Raw genomic sequence first — 17060 nt, 5'->3', positions numbered from 1 at the left:
GAAAATCAACTATCATGAAACCTCAACTTTTATATCGAAATTTAAGTTAATTACTCTTTTGTGGTATAATATAATTAAAATTTAAAACATGCTTAATGCCTGCTACCTTAATTATTCTTTTGTAGCAAGCACAGTAAGTGTACGGACACTTACGGAAAATTTGATGAAGCAGCCCTTTGGGATCTGCTTCTTTTTTTATCAATTTTTGACTTGTTAGGGAGAACCCTAAGACCCCGAAATACATCTAAAGGAGGAATTACCTATGGCAAATAGAATACGAAATGAAAGACTTGAAATTAAATTGACCGAAGAAGAAAAGACTCTTTTTGAAGAGAAACGAAAACTTGCGAAGTGCAGAAATATGAGCCATTTTATCCGCAAATGCGTTTTAGAAAAGGAAATATATCAAGTAGATTTAGAACCTTTCAGAGATTTACAAGGCTTGCTTTCCAATGCTACAAACAACATCAATCAGATTGCAAAGCGAGTTAATTCAACAGGCATAATCTATAAAGAGGACATCAATGACATAAAAAAAGAGATTGAACATTTCTCAAAAGAGCTATGGCAAATTCATTCGCTGCTGCTCAACAGGACTTCGGGAGGTGATTAGTTTTTATGGCTATTACAAAAATACATCCAATAAAATCGACTCTTAATCTTGCTATCGACTACATTGTAAATGGAGATAAAACAGATGAGCAGATTTTAGTCAGCACTCATAAATGCCATCAAGAAACTGCCCATACACAATTTTTAAGGACACGAAATGATGTAGGAACAAAGGGAAATGTTCTTGCAAGACATCTTATTCAATCCTTTTTACCGGGAGAAACTACGCCTGAAATAGCACACCAGATCGGCATGGAGCTGTGTAAAAAGATATTAAAAAATGAGTATGAATTTGTCTTATCTACTCACATAGACAAAGGACATATTCACAATCACATCATCTTCAATAATGTAAATATGGTAACGGGTAGATGCTACCAATCCAACAAGAAAAGCTATCATCAAATCAGGTATCAAAGCGATAAGCTATGCAAAGAAAACAACCTATCTGTCATTGATGAGTTTTACGAAAATTATAAGAAAAAATACAAGACTAACGGTAAATCTTGGTATGAGAATGAACAGGCAAAGCGTGGTACTTCTTGGAAAAGTAGACTTCAATTTGACATTGACAGAATGATTAAACAGTCTAAGGATTGGGACGATTTTCTAAAGACAATGGCTGATCTTGGCTATGAAATTAAGTATGGCAAACACATTGCTTTTAAACCGAAAGATAAGCCGAGATTTACAAGATCTAAAACAATCGGAGAAGATTATACTGAAGAAAGGTTAAAAGAACGCATTGCAGAAATATCGTCTATTAAAACCCCTGCCGTCAAAAAACGCATTGGCAATGTTATTGATATGAACACAAATGTTAAAGTAAAAGAAAGCAAAGGCTATGAATATTGGGCAACCAAACATAACCTTAAAACAGCTGCCGATACCGTCATTTTGATGCATGAACTTGGTTTTAAATCCCTCGCTCAACTTGATAATTTCATCAAGGAAAGTGCTGAAGAAAGGCAGAGCTTACAAGATAAAATCAAAGTGATTGATAGCAAAATTTCTACCTTATCATCTACTATGGAGCAAGTTCATAGCGTTACAAAGTATCGCCAAATCTATCTAACTTATAATAAAGAGCCGTCTGATAAGGCATTCTATGAAGAGTACAAATCACAGATTATCTTGTACCAAAATGCCATTGCAGACCTAAAAAAATCTTACTCCAAACTACCTAATTCTAAAGCTATTTTGAAAGAGCTTGATTTACTTCACGAAAAAAAGAATACCCTAATGCAAGAGTATTCTTCATCAAAATCTGACATGAAAAAACTGTATCAAATCAGAAAAAATTATGAGAAATATATGGGCAAGGAGATGGAGAGGTAACCATCTCCTTTACATTCACACAACTCATATTTCTTTAATTATTTTCTATTATAATTTCATCAACACTTTTTATTTCAGTGTAACTTCTATAGAAAATAGGAATATCTACATTTTTAAAATTAGGTGAAATATAAACATAAATTTTTTTATTCAAAGCATCTGCATATCCAAGTTCCCATGGACACCACTGCGATTTAAATGTTGATTCTGTTAAAAAGATTATAAAAATCTTACTTTGCTGTATTCTTAGCTTAATAATTTCTGATGTTGAAGCATTACACCATTCTCGTTTCAAATCATATTTATCATTAACCCAATCTATATAAGCCACATATCCTTTTGTATTTAGGTTTTTATATAATTCAACTATTTGATTCATATCACTAGAGTTATGAGATATAAAAACATCAAATCTTTTCACCTTTTCTAAATCATCTACGTACAGTCTCTGTTTTAAAACTTCAGGACCTGAATTGTTTTTTACAATTTCGTTATCAATATAATTTTTCTTACCTTTTTTCTTACGTCTTAACATAAATGGTAATCCAATAGATTGAATATAGTTTTGGGCTTCTATTTTTAAAGAAAAATTTCTCGTACATGAATTAACCTTGTAAAAAAACTCCGTAATATTTGATGATTTATATTTTGAAAGCTCTCTCATTATCTCTAATTTTTGATGCAAGTCGTAAGTATTAAAATATCTATCTATAAAAAATGATGTATATGATGGTTCTATTTCTTGAATAAATCTTAATGTGCCGTCGACTTTTTGTTTTCTTTTATCAAATTTGGATTTTGATAGCTGCTTTATTTCATTCTTTAAATTTCCCACCTCATCTTTTCCCAAAATAATTCTGTTCTTATCTTTTCTAAGTTTATTCACACTATGAAAAGCACAATCTAAAATAAAATTATATGGTTTTCTAAAATTATATCTGCTCTTTTTCCCATACTTAATCAGAACCATATTTTTGTTATGCCAAAAATTATACTGTTTATTCAAATCATCCCACATATGTGGATATAACTCTTTAAATGTATTAACAATATCATCGTCTGAAAAAGTATATGGCATTAACATCAAAACTTGTTGAATTGGCTTTTTAAATTTCTTTTTATAATCAATATAAATTTTATTAAATTGCCTTGCTGTTTTTCCCATAACCAATTACTCTTTTAGCCAACTTGAAAGTGGAATTATAGATTTTTTATCTTTAGATTTTGTCATAACATAATATCCTGCCTCCACTTTTTTCCCTGAATCATATTCCTCTCGCCCATCGAAATATGTTATATATGAATATATTTCCATATACTCATTTCCTTTATAGTTACTCCCCTTCTCTTTCATAGGAAAAAGTACAGCTTTTTTTCCTTTAATCGCATCAGCAAATCCCAACTCCCAATTACACCATTTTGATTCGACTGCTCCATCAGTGGCTAATAAAATAAACCTTTTGCATTTTTTTATTCTATCTTTAATTTTTTCAGCAGTCTCTCCAGATGTTATTTTAGGCATAGATAAATCTCTACTATCAATATATGCAATAACATTAAAATTTTTTTCAAGAAATCCTATAATACCCTTTAAATCATCTAAATCATCATGTTTATGTGATATAAAGACAGGAACTTTTTCCTCAAAAAAAGCAAAAGACTCGTTAATAACACCCCTAGATTTTTGTAAGTTATTAATCCTATATTCACTAAATTCTCCTTGCTCAAAAATCTCTTTCATAACCCATCACCTCGCTATTTTTATCAACTTACTACAGTTATTTTCCTTTTTTTCGTGCTGCTTTTTCGATCCAGCTTCCCAAATTATAATATCCATTGTCTTGCGAATAGTCATACAAACCATCACAAATAGAGTCAAAATACGCAGGTGTATCATCATTATAGTATCCAATAACAGTATGTGAATTGCCCTTTACTGATGTTCTTTGAGTTCTCATATCTCTAATGTTATGTATATAAATCCCAATTATTGCATTTCCTCTTTCAATGCTTTTTCGTATTTCATATTGGACAAATGGACGTTTTAATGTTTCTTTGCCAATTAGGACTACAGTAACTGAAGTTCCTTCTAGTTGCTTATCTATCCATTTGTAAACAGCATTTTCACCATTCCTTTTAACCTTTTCAAATTCCGCCTTATCAATAAAACCTGCAGCTTCTTTGCCTTGAGTAACCCAACTATTTCTCACTGTCATTGATCTATTAATATCCTCATCATAATGAAAGCTAAAAAATACTCTTCTTGCCATATTAACATTCCTCCTTATTGTTAAGTCTATTTATCATTTTAATTATTTTATCAACATTAGTGTCTATATCATGAAAATTAGCAATATACTCAATTTCATCATTATTTAAAACATTTTCAACCATATCACCATTTTCAGAATATAATTCCTGAGCCATAGACCCAGTAAATGCTAATGGTATATTCACTAATTGATATGATTCAGCAATATTAAATTCTCTTTTTACACCATCAGCTTTAATAATTTCTCCATCCTTTTGTTTATTACCAAACATATATATTGCTATACCACATTGGGAAATCATTTCTTCTCTATATTTTTCCCAAGTTGTCCGAAGTTGCTCACTATTTATTGCACTTAATGGGAATGGCATTAGTTTTAAACTATCTTCAATTTTAATATTCCTGTGGTCATAGCAATATTCAGTGATTCCATTTATTACATAAGTCCCTACACCTAATCCATATCCATTAACAACTTTATATCCGTTCTTAACAAGTTCAAAAGATAGTTTCCTGATAAAATCCTTAGCTACTTGTATATCTAACGGAGCATAAGTTTCTGCACTTCCTGAAAGGAACACAGTTTTTCTTTTATATCTATTTAATATAATTTCTAATATCTCCGTGATTTCTTCATAGCTATCAATCAAGCATATTTTTATTCCATATCTGTCTAAATCTGCAATCTGCAGTTCTTGTTTAATTAAATCATATTTGTATTCTTCTAGTGCTTTTTTGTATTCTTCGTCTTCAAAATTGTCTCTATTAGGTTCAGTAATTTTTTTTAATATATAATAATGCGGTCTATTATCATCCCCCAATAAAACTCTCATTTTGCTGAGTACAAAATTAAAATTAGGATCACTAAAGCTAAATCCTAAAAACAAAAAAGTTTTTGTTAATAATGTTCCTTCTAAAACATCTCTAAATAATTTTCTACTATTAACTCCATATTCTTCATAATCATCTCTAGTTATTACTGCTTCAGATGGACATTGAATATCTCCATGCATTTTATATACAACTGCATCATAATTTTTGTATGAAAGCTGTAAATCCTTATCATCCTTTCTTACAGAAACATTTTTATTATTCTTTTTCAACGCATCCTCAATTAACGTATCAAAATTTGTTGTCCAATATGTGGAAATTGGAAGCTGTGATAGTATTCTATGATTTTCCGTTGGTTTTTTATTAGAAGGAAATGATTCTGATAAGAGTTCATTAATAGCACTTCTTTTATTTTTAAACTTAAAAACATCATAAAATCCCAATTATCTGCATAAACACTGGAGACACTGCACCTTATCAAGGATAAAACCAATTAAATTACTACTGATTTACTACGTATGAATGAGCTTTGGTACGACGATTTTCCTTGAAAGGTGAAGATTTAATAGATACCTCCAGCACAAATTGAATATTCATAAAGGTAGACACTTCAACAATGAGGTGTCTATTTTTGTATTTAATTTGAAAGGTCGTGATAATGATGGAAAGAAAAACTTTGGAAAGGAAATGTCGTTCTCCTACGAAAGATACGCTGAAAACATAAAAATCAATAAATCACAGAAAGGACGAAAAAATATGGAACTAAAATTTGTTATTCCCAACATGGAAAAGACTTTTGGAAACTTAGAATTTGCCGGTGAGGATAAAGTCATACAAAGAAGAATCAACGGACAGCTTACGGTCTTATCAAGAAGCTACAACCTCTATTCCGATGTGCAGAGAGCAGACGATATTATCGTGATACTTCCGGCAGAAGCAGGCGAAAAGAACTTTGCCTTTGAGGAAAAAGTAAAACTCATCCATCCCCGTATCAGAGCAGAGGGATATAAAATCGGCACACGAGGATTTACCAATTACATTCTGGAAGCCGACGACATGATAAAGGCATAGAAAGCGAGGAAAAGAAATGAGATTAGCAAACGGTATCGTCTTAGAAAAGGAAGCGACATTTGGAGAGTTGAAATTCTCCGCACTTCGCCGTGAGGTACGCATTCAAAAGGAAGATGGCACGCTTTCGGAAGAAATTAAGGAGCGTACCTATGACCTCAAATCCAAAGGACAGGGACGAATGATTCAGGTGAGCATTCCTGCAAGCGTTCCGCTGAAAGAATTTGACTATAACGCACATGTAGAGCTTATCAATCCGGTAGCCGATACGGTAGCGACCGCAACCTTTCAGGGAGCAGAGGTGGACTGGTATATCAAGGCAGATGATATTGTGCCGGCGAAGGATTCAGGAAATTTCAAGAGGGAAGCTCCTAAAAAAGAACCCATATCTGAAAAGTAAGGTAAAGAACGCAAATCGAAAGGAGAAACAGGCACATGAAACAGTGGCTTCTTTCCGGTAAACGGATTCGACCAAGCGATAAGGATTTGGTCTTTCATACAGCCGTATCAATATTCCTGCCGGTTTTTATTCTTGTTGTTGCCCTGTTTCATGCAAAGACAATCTCAGAGATAAACTGGCAGGATTTTCATTTACCAAAAGCAGGTGAAATCAATGTTCCCTATCTTTCCATAAGCTGTATTAGCTCCGGTGTTATCTGCCTGCTGCTTGTTTTGGTGATTAAACGCTATCGCTATGACTGGATAAAACAGCTCTATCATCGTCAGAAATTAGCCAGAATGATACTGGAAAACAAATGGTATGAAGCAAAGCAGGTAAAATCAGAGGGGATTTTTAAAGATTCTTCCAGCCGGACAAGAGAAAAGATAAGCTACTTCCCGAAAGTCTATTACCGCATGAAAAACGGTCTGATTCAGATACGTGTAGAAATTACGCTGGGCAAGTATCAGGAACAGCTCCTGCATTTGGAGAAAAAGCTGGAGAGCGGCTTATATTGTGAGCTGACCGAAAAGGAGCTGAAAGATTCCTATGTGGAATATACCCTGCTTTATGACATGATTGCCAATCGTATTTCCATTGACGAGGTACAGGCAAAAAGCGGAAAGCTACGCCTTATGAAAAATATATGGTGGGAATATGACAAGCTCCCTCATATGTTAATTGCCGGTGGTACAGGCGGCGGTAAAACCTATTTTATCCTGACACTGATTGAAGCCCTGCTCCGTACAAATGCAAAGCTGTATATCCTTGACCCGAAAAATGCCGATCTTGCCGACTTAGGCTCTGTTATGAAAGAGGTGTATTTTCAAAAGGAAGATATCCTTTCCTGCATTGACAGATTCTATGAAGAAATGGTGAAGCGAAGCCTCGCCATGAAAGAAATGGAAAACTATAAAACAGGCGAAAATTATTCCTACTTGGGGCTTCCGGCTCATTTCCTGATTTTTGATGAATATGTCGCTTTTATGGAAATGCTGGGAACAAAGGAGAATACTGCCGTCTTAAATAAATTAAAGCAGATTGTCATGTTAGGTCGTCAGGCAGGATTTTTCCTAATATTAGCCTGTCAAAGACCGGACGCAAAATACCTTGGCGACGGAATCCGTGACCAGTTTCATTTCAGAGTAGCTTTAGGTCGTATGTCTGAAATGGGATACGGCATGATGTTTGGAAGTGATGTGCAAAAGGATTTCTTCTCAAAACAAATCAAAGGGCGTGGCTATGTTGATGTGGGAACAAGCGTCATATCTGAATTTTATACGCCCCTTGTTCCCAAAGGACATGATTTTTTAGAGGAGATACGGAAACTCACAGACGGCAGGCAGGACGCACAAAAGGCGTGCGAAGCGTAAGCCTTGCCGTGCGGACGGTTTGCCGGTTGGTGTGGCGGCAGCCACGCCAACCATTCAACCCCCCGTATCTAACAGGGGGGTACAAATCGACAAAAAACAATTTATTTATCATCTCTTATTCTTTACAGGACAAGGGATTATAGAAATTACGGCAGGTGTCAAGTGAGCTTTCAAAGTTGACATCTGCCTTTTTAGACAGGAGGGATTTTACTGGAGAAAGAAAATCATATCGAAAAGATAAAAGAAACACGATTGGCTTATGGTATTTCACAGAGCCGTCTGGCAACCGGAGCAGGTATTACAAGGCAGTATTTAAGTGATATTGAAACAGGGAAAGTCATACCGTCAAAGGAACTGGAACATGTACTCTTTGAAACCTTGGAACGGTTCAATCCTAACTCTCCGCTTGAGCTTATTTTTGACTATGTAAGGATTCGCTTTCCGACAACAGATGTCAGATATGTGGTAGAACAAATCCTGCGATTAAAGCTGTCCTATTTTCTTCATGAGGATTACGGCTTCTACTCCTATTCGGAGCATTACGCTTTAGGAGATATATTTGTTCTCTGTTCATCGGAGCTTAGTAAGGGTGTGCTGGTAGAACTAAAGGGACGTGGGTGCAGACAGTTTGAAGCCTATCTTCTGGCACAGGAGCGAAGCTGGTATGAATTTTTCATGGACGCCTTATCGGCTGGCGGTGTGATGAAGCGACTGGATTTAGCCATCAATGACAGAACCGGCATTTTGAATATTCCCATGCTTACCGAAAAATGCAGGAATGAGGAATGTATCTCCGTCTTTCGCAGTTTCAAAAGCTACCGAAGCGGTGAACTGGTACGCAAAGATGAAAAGGAATGTATGGGAAATACTCTCTATATTGGTTCTCTTCAAAGCGAAGTTTACTTTTGCATTTATGAAAAGGACTATGAGCAGTACAGGAAGAATCATATTCCCATCCGTGAAGCGGAAGTGAAAAACCGCTTTGAAATCCGTCTGAAAAATGAGCGTGCCTATTATGCCGTTCGTGACCTGCTTATCTTTGACAATCCGGAGCAGACCGCCTTTAAGATTATCAACCGCTATATCCGTTTTGTAGACAGGGATGATAACAGACCTCGCTGTGACTGGAAATTGAATGATGAATGGGCTTGGTTTATCGGCAATCACCGTGACCGCTTAAAACTCACGACAAAACCGGAACCCTATACCTATGAGCGAACGCTAAACTGGCTGGCTCGTCAGGTCGCTCCTACCTTAAAGGTGGCACTAAAGCTGGACGAAATCAATCAGACACAGACGGTAAATACTCTGCTTGCACATGCAAAGCTGACGGACAAGCATAAGCAGATTCTCAAACAACAGTCAGCAAATATCAAAAATGTCATTGTATGACACAAATTCATTTTTAACAGAGAGGAGAATATTTTTCAATGAACTTTGGACAAAATCTTTATAACTGGTTTTTATCGAACGCACAATCACTGGTGCTTTTAGCTATTGTTGTGATTGGCTTATATCTTGGCTTTAAGCGTGAATTTTCCAAACTTATCGGCTTTCTTATCATTGCGATTATTGCAGTAGGACTGGTATTCAACGCAGCCGGTGTCAAGGACATTTTACTGGAGCTGTTCAATAAAATTATTGGAGCTTAGAGAGGAGGAAAATGAATGGACGATATGCAGGTATATATTGCCAACCTCGGCAAATATAACGAGGGGGAACTCGTGGGAGCTTGGTTTAAGCTCCCCGTAGATTTTGAAGAAGTCAAAGAAAAAATCGGCTTGAATGATGAGTATGAGGAATACGCCATTCATGATTACGAGCTGCCCTTTGACATTGACGAATACACCTCCCTTGCAGAACTGAACCATCTTTATGAGCTGGTATGTGATCTGCCCGAAGAATTACAGTCAGAGCTTTCCGCCTTGCTTACGCACTTTCCCAGCATTGAAGAATTAAGCGAACATCAGGACGATATTATTCTGCATTCCGGCTGTGATGATATGGCAGATGTGGCACGCTACTACATTGAGGAAACGGGTATGCTTGGTGAAGTTCCGGCAAGTCTGCAAAACTATATTGATTATGAATCCTTTGGGCGTGACTTAGAGCTTTCAGGAACTTTTATCCATGCAAGCCGTGGGATTTTTGAAATTATCTACTGATGTCTGATGACACAGACAGATTGGTTTGACTTAAGGGGATAGTCCAAAAACTATCCCTTTTTATGAAAGGATAAAGAAATAAAAATGAAAAAAATACGAAGCTATACCAATATCTGGTCGGTGGAAAAGGTGCTTTACTCTATCAATGACTTTAAGCTGCCTTTCCCTATCACCTTTACGCAAATGACATGGTTTGTGGTGTCTGTATTTGCAGTCATACTTCTTGGGAATCTTCCGCCACTGTCTTTTATTGATGGGGCATTCCTGAAATATTTTGGAATCCCGGTCGTCCTGACTTGGTTTATGAGCCAGAAAACATTCGACGGAAAAAAGCCTTACGGATTTTTGAAGTCGGTAATTTCCTTTTGGTTCAGACCGAAGCTGACTTATGCAGGCAAAACCATACATTTAAGAAAAAACAATATGCAGGAAGCAATTACAGCAGTCAGGAGTGAATACGATGAAATATCCCATTAAATATATTGAAAACAATCTGGTCTGGAACAATGACGGGGAATGCTTTGCCTACTATGAACTTCTTCCCTATAACTATTCTTTTCTAAGCCCTGAGCAAAAATTACAGGTGCATGATTCTTTCAGACAGCTTATCGCACAAAACCGTAACGGGAAAATTCATGCTCTGCAAATCAGTACGGAATCCAGCATACGTTCCATTCAGGAAAATTCCAAAAAGGGAATCGTCGGGAAATTAAAAGAAGTTGCCGAAAAAAGAATTGATGAGCAGACAGAGGCTTTGATTTCCATGATTGGAGAAAATCAGGTCGATTACCGCTTTTATATCGGCTTTAAGCTCCTTTTTGGCGAACAGGATGTATCCGTCAGGGAATTTACAAAAGAAGCCAAAAATGCGGCTTTGGATTTTATCTATGATGTCAACCATAAGCTGATGGGCGATTTTGTCAGCATGAGCAATGATGAGATTTTACGCTATTCAAAGATGGAAAAGCTGCTCTCGAACAAGATTTCAAGAAGATTTAAAATCCGACCATTAAATAAAGATGATTTCGGTTATCTCATTGAACACATCTATGGACAGACCGGCACAGCCTATGAAGATTATACCTACCATCTTTCAAAGAAAAAGACGGATGGAGAAACACTGGTAAAATACTATGACCTGATTAAGCCGACCCGTTGCCTGATTGAAGAAAAGCAGCGATATTTGAAACTGGAACAGGAAGATAGAACCGTGTACGTTGCTTACTTTACGATTAACAGCGTTGTCGGAGAACTGGATTTCCCATCAAGTGAAATTTTCTACTATCAGCAACAGCAATTCACGTTTCCGATTGATACATCCATGAATGTAGAAATTGTAGCCAATAAAAAGGCTTTGGGGACAGTCAGAAATAAGAAAAAGGAACTGAAAGATTTGGATAACCACGCTTGGCAGAATGACAATGAAACCAGCACCAATGTCGCCGACGCTTTAGAAAGTGTCAGTGAGCTGGAAAGCAGTTTAGACCAGAGCAAGGAATCCATGTATAAGCTCTCCTATGTAGTGCGTGTATCCGCTAATGATATGGATGAGCTGAAACGACGTTGTGATGAGGTGAAGGATTTTTACGATGATTTAAGCGTAAAGCTGGTGCGACCGTTTGGCGACATGTTGGGCTTGCAGGGAGAATTTCTGCCAGCCAGCAAACGCTATATGAATGACTATATCCAGTATGTGACTTCGGATTTTCTTGCCGGACTTGGCTTTGGGGCAACACAAATGCTTGGGGAAAAAGACGGAATCTATGTCGGTTACAATCTGGATACGGGAAGAAATGTTTATCTGAAACCGGCTCTTGCTTCACAGGGAGTAAAAGGCTCTGTGACGAATGCCTTGGCTTCCGCTTTTGTCGGCTCTCTTGGCGGTGGAAAATCCTTTGCCAATAATCTGATTGTCTATTATGCGGTGCTTTTCGGGGCACAGGCTCTTATTGTTGACCCGAAAGCGGAACGTGGAAGTTGGAAAGAAACCCTGCCTGAAATCGCTCATGAAATAAATATTGTCAATCTGACCTCTGAAAAGAAAAACATGGGATTACTTGACCCTTATGTAATTATGAAAAATCCAAAGGATTCAGAATCTCTTGCGATTGATATATTGACCTTTTTGACAGGGATTTCTTCCCGTGATTCCGACCGTTTCCCCGTCCTTAGAAAAGCCATTCGTGCCGTAACAAACAGTGAAGTAAGGGGCTTATTAAAGGTTATTGAAGAATTGAGAATTGAGGGAACGGATACCGCCACAAGCATTGCAGAGCATATTGAAAGTTTTACCGACTATGATTTTGCTCATCTTCTCTTTAGTGACGGTGAGGTAAAACAGTCCATCAGCTTGGAAAAACAGCTAAACATCATACAGGTTGCCGATTTGGTGCTTCCGGACAAGGAAACCGATTTTGAAGAATATACTACTATGGAACTGCTGTCTGTGGCAATGCTCATTGTTATCAGCACCTTTGCATTGGATTTTATCCATACGGACAGAAGCATTTTCAAGATTGTGGACTTGGACGAAGCATGGAGCTTTTTACAGGTGGCGCAGGGCAAGACCCTATCCATGAAATTAGTGCGTGCCGGTCGTGCCATGAATGCCGGTGTCTATTTCGTGACACAAAATACGGACGACCTCTTAGATGAAAAGCTCAAAAATAATCTGGGGCTGAAATTTGCTTTCCGCTCCACGGACATCAATGAGATAAAAAAGACTTTGGCGTTCTTTGGGGTTGACCCCGAAGATGAGTACAACCAAAAGCGTCTGCGTAACTTGGAAAACGGGCAGTGTCTAATCAGTGATTTATATGGGCGTGTCGGCGTGATACAGTTTCACCCTGTGTTTGAGGAACTGCTCCATGCCTTTGATACCAGACCGCCGGTAAGAATTGAGGTGTAAGCATGAAACAGCAAAATATAGCAAAAGTAGTCAAGCGAATTGGGAAAGTCATACTGATAGCAGGTGCGATTCTTATTGCCACCTTAGTATTTCTGTCTGTGGTCGGAACCGTAGTACACGCCGCAGGACTGGTTGACGATACGGTCAATACTGCCAATGAATACAGCAAATATCCGCTGTCAAACTACCAGCTTGATTTTTATGTCGATAATTCTTGGGACTGGCTGCCGTGGAACTGGACAGATGGCATTGGAAAGCAGGTCATGTATGGACTTTATGCGATTACCAATTTCATCTGGACAATCAGTCTGTATATCTCAAACGCCACAGGTTACTTGGTAAAAGAAGCGTATTCCTTGGATTTCATTTCTTCCACGGCGAATGCCATCGGAAAAAACATGCAGACCTTAGCCGGTGTTACTTCAGACGGTCTGTCATCAGAGGGCTTTTATGTCGGTTTTCTTTTGATTTTTATTCTGGTACTCGGTATCTATGTCAGCTATACAGGACTTATCAAAAGAGAAACGACAAAGGCGGTTCATGCGATTGTCAATTTCGTACTGGTATTTATCCTGTCCGCTTCCTTCATTGCCTATGCGCCGGATTACATTGCGAAAATCAATGATTTTTCGTCGGACATCAGCAATGCCAGCTTATCGCTTGGCACAAAAATCACCTTGCCGGATTCCGAAGCCAAAGGAAAAGACAGTGTGGATTTAATCCGGGACAGCCTGTTTTCCATACAGGTGAAACAGCCCTGGCTGCTGCTCCAGTACGGAACAACCGACATAGACAGTCTTGGCACCGACCGTGTGGAAAATCTTTTGTCCACAAGTCCCGATTCCAATAACGGTGAAGACAGGGAAAACATCATCAAAGAGGAAATTGAGGATAAAGATAATGCCAATATGACCATCACAAAGACAATCAGCAGGTTAGGAACGGTATTTTTCCTGTTCTTCTTTAATATTGGTATTTCCATCTTTGTCTTTCTTCTGACCGGCATTATGATTTTCTCACAGATACTCTTTATCATCTATGCCATGTTCCTGCCGGTCAGCTTCCTGCTCAGCATGCTGCCGACCTTTGAGGGCATGAGCAAAAGAGCCATTACAAAGCTCTTTAATACCATCCTGACCCGTGCAGGCATTACATTGATTATTACTGTTGCCTTTAGCATTTCCACCATGCTTTACAGTCTGTCTGCCGGTTATCCGTTCTTTATGGTTGCTTTCTTGCAGATCGTGACCTTTGCAGGCATTTATTTTAAGCTTGGTGACTTGATGAGCCTGTTTTCTCTGCAAAGCAATGATTCACAAGGTGTCGGAAGCCGTATGATGAGAAGACCCCGTATGCTTATGCACGCACAAATGCACCGCCTACAAAGAACATTAGGTCGTTCCATGACTGCTTATGGAGTAGGTTCTGCGATTGCCGGAAAAAGAAATCAGAAAAGAGATGGCTTAACACATTCTCCGAAAACACAAGCCGACCATAGCCGACCACAAAGTGAGCATTCGGCTTCACTGGGAGCAAAGCTCGGACAAGGTGTCGGAACGATAGCCGATACAAAAGACACGATAGCAGCATCTGTCAATCAATTCAGGGAACAGGTCACTGACCTGCCGACAAACGCAAGATATGCCGTCTTTCAAGGTAAAAACAAAATCAGAGAAAATATGAATGATTTTACCGGCGGTATCACTCAGGCAAGAACATACAGAGCAGACAGACGCAATCAGGAGCAGGAAGCAAGACGACAGACGATTGCGGAACGCCGTTTGAGGATGGAAATGGCAAAATCAGAGAACAGCGTAGCTTCATCTGTCCATGAAAGACCGATAATTAGGCAGGAACGAACGGCTCAGAAACAAGAACCACAAAAAACGATAAGAGAATTTCAATCAGCAAATATACAGGAATGGTCTGTCCAGAGAGCAAGCCGATTAAAAGAAAATTCAACACCGCTTAAAGCGAAAAGACAAGCTCCTGTTATTTCAAGAACACAGACTGTAAACACAAAAAGCAGACCGTTACAAACCGCCAGAATAAAAAAAGACCAAGGTAAGCCGTCATGAAATTAAAACATCTTCTCATCGGCTTTTCCTGTTTTTTCGTAGTTGTATTCTCGCTACTTTTGTTTATCACAATTTTATCTTCTGATGAACAGGATGGCGGATTTGGGAACAGTCAATTTGGCGGTGCGACCGTTTCCATGGAGGTTCTGGCACACAAGCCTATGGTAGAAAAATACGCCAAGGAATATGGTGTGAGTGAATATGTAAATGTATTGCTTGCCATCATGCAGGTGGAATCCGGCGGTACGGCAAAAGATGTCATGCAGTCTTCGGAATCGCTGGGGCTTCCTCCGAACTCATTGGATACGGAAAGCTCTATCAAACAGGGCGTAAAGTATTTCAGTGAGCTTCTGGCAGGCAGTAAGCGTCTGGAAGTAGATTTCGATTGTGTCATACAGTCCTATAACTATGGCGGTGGATTTTTAGATTATGTCGCCCGTCATGGCAAAAAATACAGCTTTGAACTGGCGCAGAGCTTTGCAAAGGAGCATTCCGGCGGTGTAAAGGTGGACTACCCCAACTCTATTGCCATCTCTATGAACGGGGGCTGGCGATACAGCTATGGAAATATGTTTTATGTAGCTCTGGTTAAACAGTATCTTGTGACATCGCAGTTTGATGATGAAACCGCACAGGCAATTATGAATGAAGCGCTTAAATATGAGGGCTGGAAATATGTATTTGGCGGTTCTTCTCCCACTACCTCTTTTGACTGTTCGGGACTGGTGCAGTGGTGCTATGGGAAAGCCGGTATCTCTTTGCCAAGAACCGCACAGGCACAGTATGACGCTACCCAACACATCTCTCTATCCGAAGCCAAGGCTGGAGATTTGATATTCTTCCATTCTACTTACAATTCCGGAACATACATTACCCATGTCGGAATCTATGTCGGCAATAACCGTATGTACCATGCAGGCGACCCGATCGGTTATACCGACTTGACAAGCTCCTACTGGCAGCAGCATTTGGCAGGAGCAGGACGAATCAAACGATAAGAAAGGAATAAAATATGAAATTCATCAATCATAACAACAATAAAAAACAGCTTCCAAAAGAGAAGAAACCCCGTATTCATAAGATAAATCCTCGAAGAAAGATAGTGATTGCCCTGTGGATACTCTTAGCAGTCAGCTTCAGCTTTGCGGTATTTAAGCATTTTACGGCAATAGATACCCATACCATTCATGAAACGAAGGTCATCGAAAAAGAATATATGGATACGCATAATATAGAAAATTTTGTAGAGAAATTTGCGAAAGTCTATTACACATGGGAGCAAAACAGCACCTCGATTGACAACCGAACCAAAGCACTGAAAAACTATCTGACAGAGGAGCTTCAAGCTCTTAATAACGACACGGTACGAAAGGATATACCGGTGTCCTCCTCGCTTCAAAACTTTCAGATATGGAGCGTCAAAAATACTGGGAATCACACCTTTGATATGACCTACAGTGTAGAACAGCTTATTACAGAGGGAGAAAGCAAGAAAAACGTGCAGTCTGCTTATTCTGTCAGTGTCTATGTGGACAGTGCCGGAAACATGGTCATCATTAAGAATCCGACCATTACAAGCATACCGTCAAAGTCTTCCTATCAGCCTAAGATAATAGAAAATGACGGCACGGTGGATTCTGTTACTGCAAATGAAATCAATGACTTTTTAACCACCTTCTTCAAGCTCTACCCGACTGCCACGCAAAAGGAACTGTCCTACTATGTGACAGATGGAATCCTAAAACCGGTTGGAAAAGAGTATGTTTTTCAGGAGCTGGTCAATCCGATTTATAATCGTAAAGAAAATCAGGTTACAGTGTCTTTATCGGTTAAATATCTTGACCCACAGACCAAAGCAACGCAGGTATCACAGTTCAGTCTGACACTTGAAAAGAATGATGGGAATTGGAAGATTGTGAAGTAATCTAATCAAAGAAAATATTACCATTTCACTCTTTACCATCCGAAATTGACCA

At 38.5% G+C, this 17060-nt stretch carries 17 protein-coding genes; 13 read left to right on the top strand and 4 right to left on the bottom strand.

Going from position 1 to position 17060, the window contains the following annotated elements:
• Window positions 1-262: 262 nt before the first annotated feature.
• Window positions 263-613, top strand: a complete 351-nt coding sequence (locus GCWU000342_RS08535) for a plasmid mobilization protein (protein ID WP_006270454.1) — start codon at window positions 263-265, stop codon at window positions 611-613.
• A 5-nt stretch (window positions 614-618) separates the two neighbouring features.
• Complete coding sequence (locus GCWU000342_RS08530) at window positions 619-1950, top strand: relaxase/mobilization nuclease domain-containing protein (protein ID WP_006906988.1); 1332 nt, start codon at window positions 619-621, stop codon at window positions 1948-1950.
• A 34-nt stretch (window positions 1951-1984) separates the two neighbouring features.
• Here GCWU000342_RS08530 and GCWU000342_RS08525 read toward each other — a convergent pair whose 3' ends face one another.
• The 4 genes from GCWU000342_RS08525 to GCWU000342_RS08510 are packed head-to-tail and all read right to left on the bottom strand — an operon-like array spanning window position 1985 to window position 5496.
• A complete protein-coding gene (locus GCWU000342_RS08525; RefSeq protein WP_006906987.1) occupies window positions 1985-3115 on the bottom strand; it encodes a toll/interleukin-1 receptor domain-containing protein in 1131 nt (376 codons plus the stop codon).
• Window positions 3116-3121: 6 nt separating this feature from the next.
• A complete protein-coding gene (locus GCWU000342_RS08520) occupies window positions 3122-3691 on the bottom strand; it encodes a toll/interleukin-1 receptor domain-containing protein (RefSeq protein ID WP_006906986.1) in 570 nt (189 codons plus the stop codon).
• Window positions 3692-3728: 37 nt separating this feature from the next.
• Window positions 3729-4220, bottom strand: coding sequence for a TIR domain-containing protein (locus tag GCWU000342_RS08515; RefSeq protein ID WP_006906985.1), 492 nt, complete (start codon window positions 4218-4220; stop codon window positions 3729-3731).
• A 1-nt stretch (window position 4221) separates the two neighbouring features.
• Window positions 4222-5496 (bottom strand): SIR2 family protein, encoded by a 1275-nt coding sequence (locus GCWU000342_RS08510; RefSeq protein ID WP_006906984.1) that lies wholly within the window; start codon window positions 5494-5496, stop codon window positions 4222-4224.
• A 313-nt stretch (window positions 5497-5809) separates the two neighbouring features.
• Between GCWU000342_RS08510 and GCWU000342_RS08505 the strand changes: the two genes are divergently transcribed.
• From GCWU000342_RS08505 to GCWU000342_RS08455, 11 genes are all read left to right on the top strand, one after another.
• Entirely contained in the window at window positions 5810-6124 is a 315-nt protein-coding gene (locus tag GCWU000342_RS08505; protein WP_037593289.1) for a YdcP family protein, read from the top strand.
• Window positions 6125-6140: 16 nt separating this feature from the next.
• Complete coding sequence (locus tag GCWU000342_RS08500; RefSeq protein ID WP_006906982.1) at window positions 6141-6521, top strand: YdcP family protein; 381 nt, start codon at window positions 6141-6143, stop codon at window positions 6519-6521.
• 35 nt (window positions 6522-6556) lie between these two features.
• Window positions 6557-7933: an FtsK/SpoIIIE domain-containing protein gene (locus tag GCWU000342_RS08495; RefSeq protein ID WP_006906981.1), complete on the top strand. Its 1377-nt coding sequence runs from the start codon at window positions 6557-6559 to the stop codon at window positions 7931-7933.
• A 204-nt stretch (window positions 7934-8137) separates the two neighbouring features.
• Window positions 8138-9325: a MobT family relaxase gene (gene mobT, locus GCWU000342_RS08490; protein ID WP_080660605.1), complete on the top strand. Its 1188-nt coding sequence runs from the start codon at window positions 8138-8140 to the stop codon at window positions 9323-9325.
• Between the two features lie 38 nt (window positions 9326-9363).
• Window positions 9364-9585 (top strand): hypothetical protein, encoded by a 222-nt coding sequence (locus GCWU000342_RS08485; protein ID WP_006906978.1) that lies wholly within the window; start codon window positions 9364-9366, stop codon window positions 9583-9585.
• Between the two features lie 15 nt (window positions 9586-9600).
• Window positions 9601-10098: an antirestriction protein ArdA gene (locus GCWU000342_RS08480; RefSeq protein ID WP_006906977.1), complete on the top strand. Its 498-nt coding sequence runs from the start codon at window positions 9601-9603 to the stop codon at window positions 10096-10098.
• 84 nt (window positions 10099-10182) lie between these two features.
• On the top strand, window positions 10183-10575 hold the full coding sequence (locus GCWU000342_RS08475; RefSeq protein ID WP_006906976.1) for a conjugal transfer protein: 393 nt from the start codon (window positions 10183-10185) through the stop codon (window positions 10573-10575).
• Window positions 10559-13006, top strand: a complete 2448-nt coding sequence (gene tcpF / locus GCWU000342_RS08470; RefSeq protein WP_006906975.1) for a conjugal transfer ATPase TcpF — start codon at window positions 10559-10561, stop codon at window positions 13004-13006. The genes GCWU000342_RS08475 and tcpF overlap by 17 nt, the downstream gene beginning before the upstream one ends.
• 2 nt (window positions 13007-13008) lie before the next feature.
• Window positions 13009-15084 (top strand): FUSC family protein, encoded by a 2076-nt coding sequence (locus tag GCWU000342_RS08465; RefSeq protein ID WP_006906974.1) that lies wholly within the window; start codon window positions 13009-13011, stop codon window positions 15082-15084.
• Window positions 15081-16082: a bifunctional lytic transglycosylase/C40 family peptidase gene (locus tag GCWU000342_RS08460; protein ID WP_006906973.1), complete on the top strand. Its 1002-nt coding sequence runs from the start codon at window positions 15081-15083 to the stop codon at window positions 16080-16082. The genes GCWU000342_RS08465 and GCWU000342_RS08460 overlap by 4 nt, the downstream gene beginning before the upstream one ends.
• A gap of 14 nt (window positions 16083-16096) precedes the next feature.
• The gene (locus GCWU000342_RS08455; protein WP_006906972.1) at window positions 16097-17008 is read left to right on the top strand and encodes a conjugal transfer protein; all 912 of its coding nucleotides are present in this window, start codon (window positions 16097-16099) and stop codon (window positions 17006-17008) included.
• Window positions 17009-17060: the final 52 nt, after the last annotated feature.

It is taken from the genome of Shuttleworthella satelles DSM 14600 (assembly GCF_000160115.1).
Taxonomy (GTDB): domain Bacteria; phylum Bacillota; class Clostridia; order Lachnospirales; family Lachnospiraceae; genus Shuttleworthia; species Shuttleworthia satelles.
Note: the sequence above shows the minus strand (reverse complement) of the source record. Positions and strands in the feature narration are given on the sequence as shown.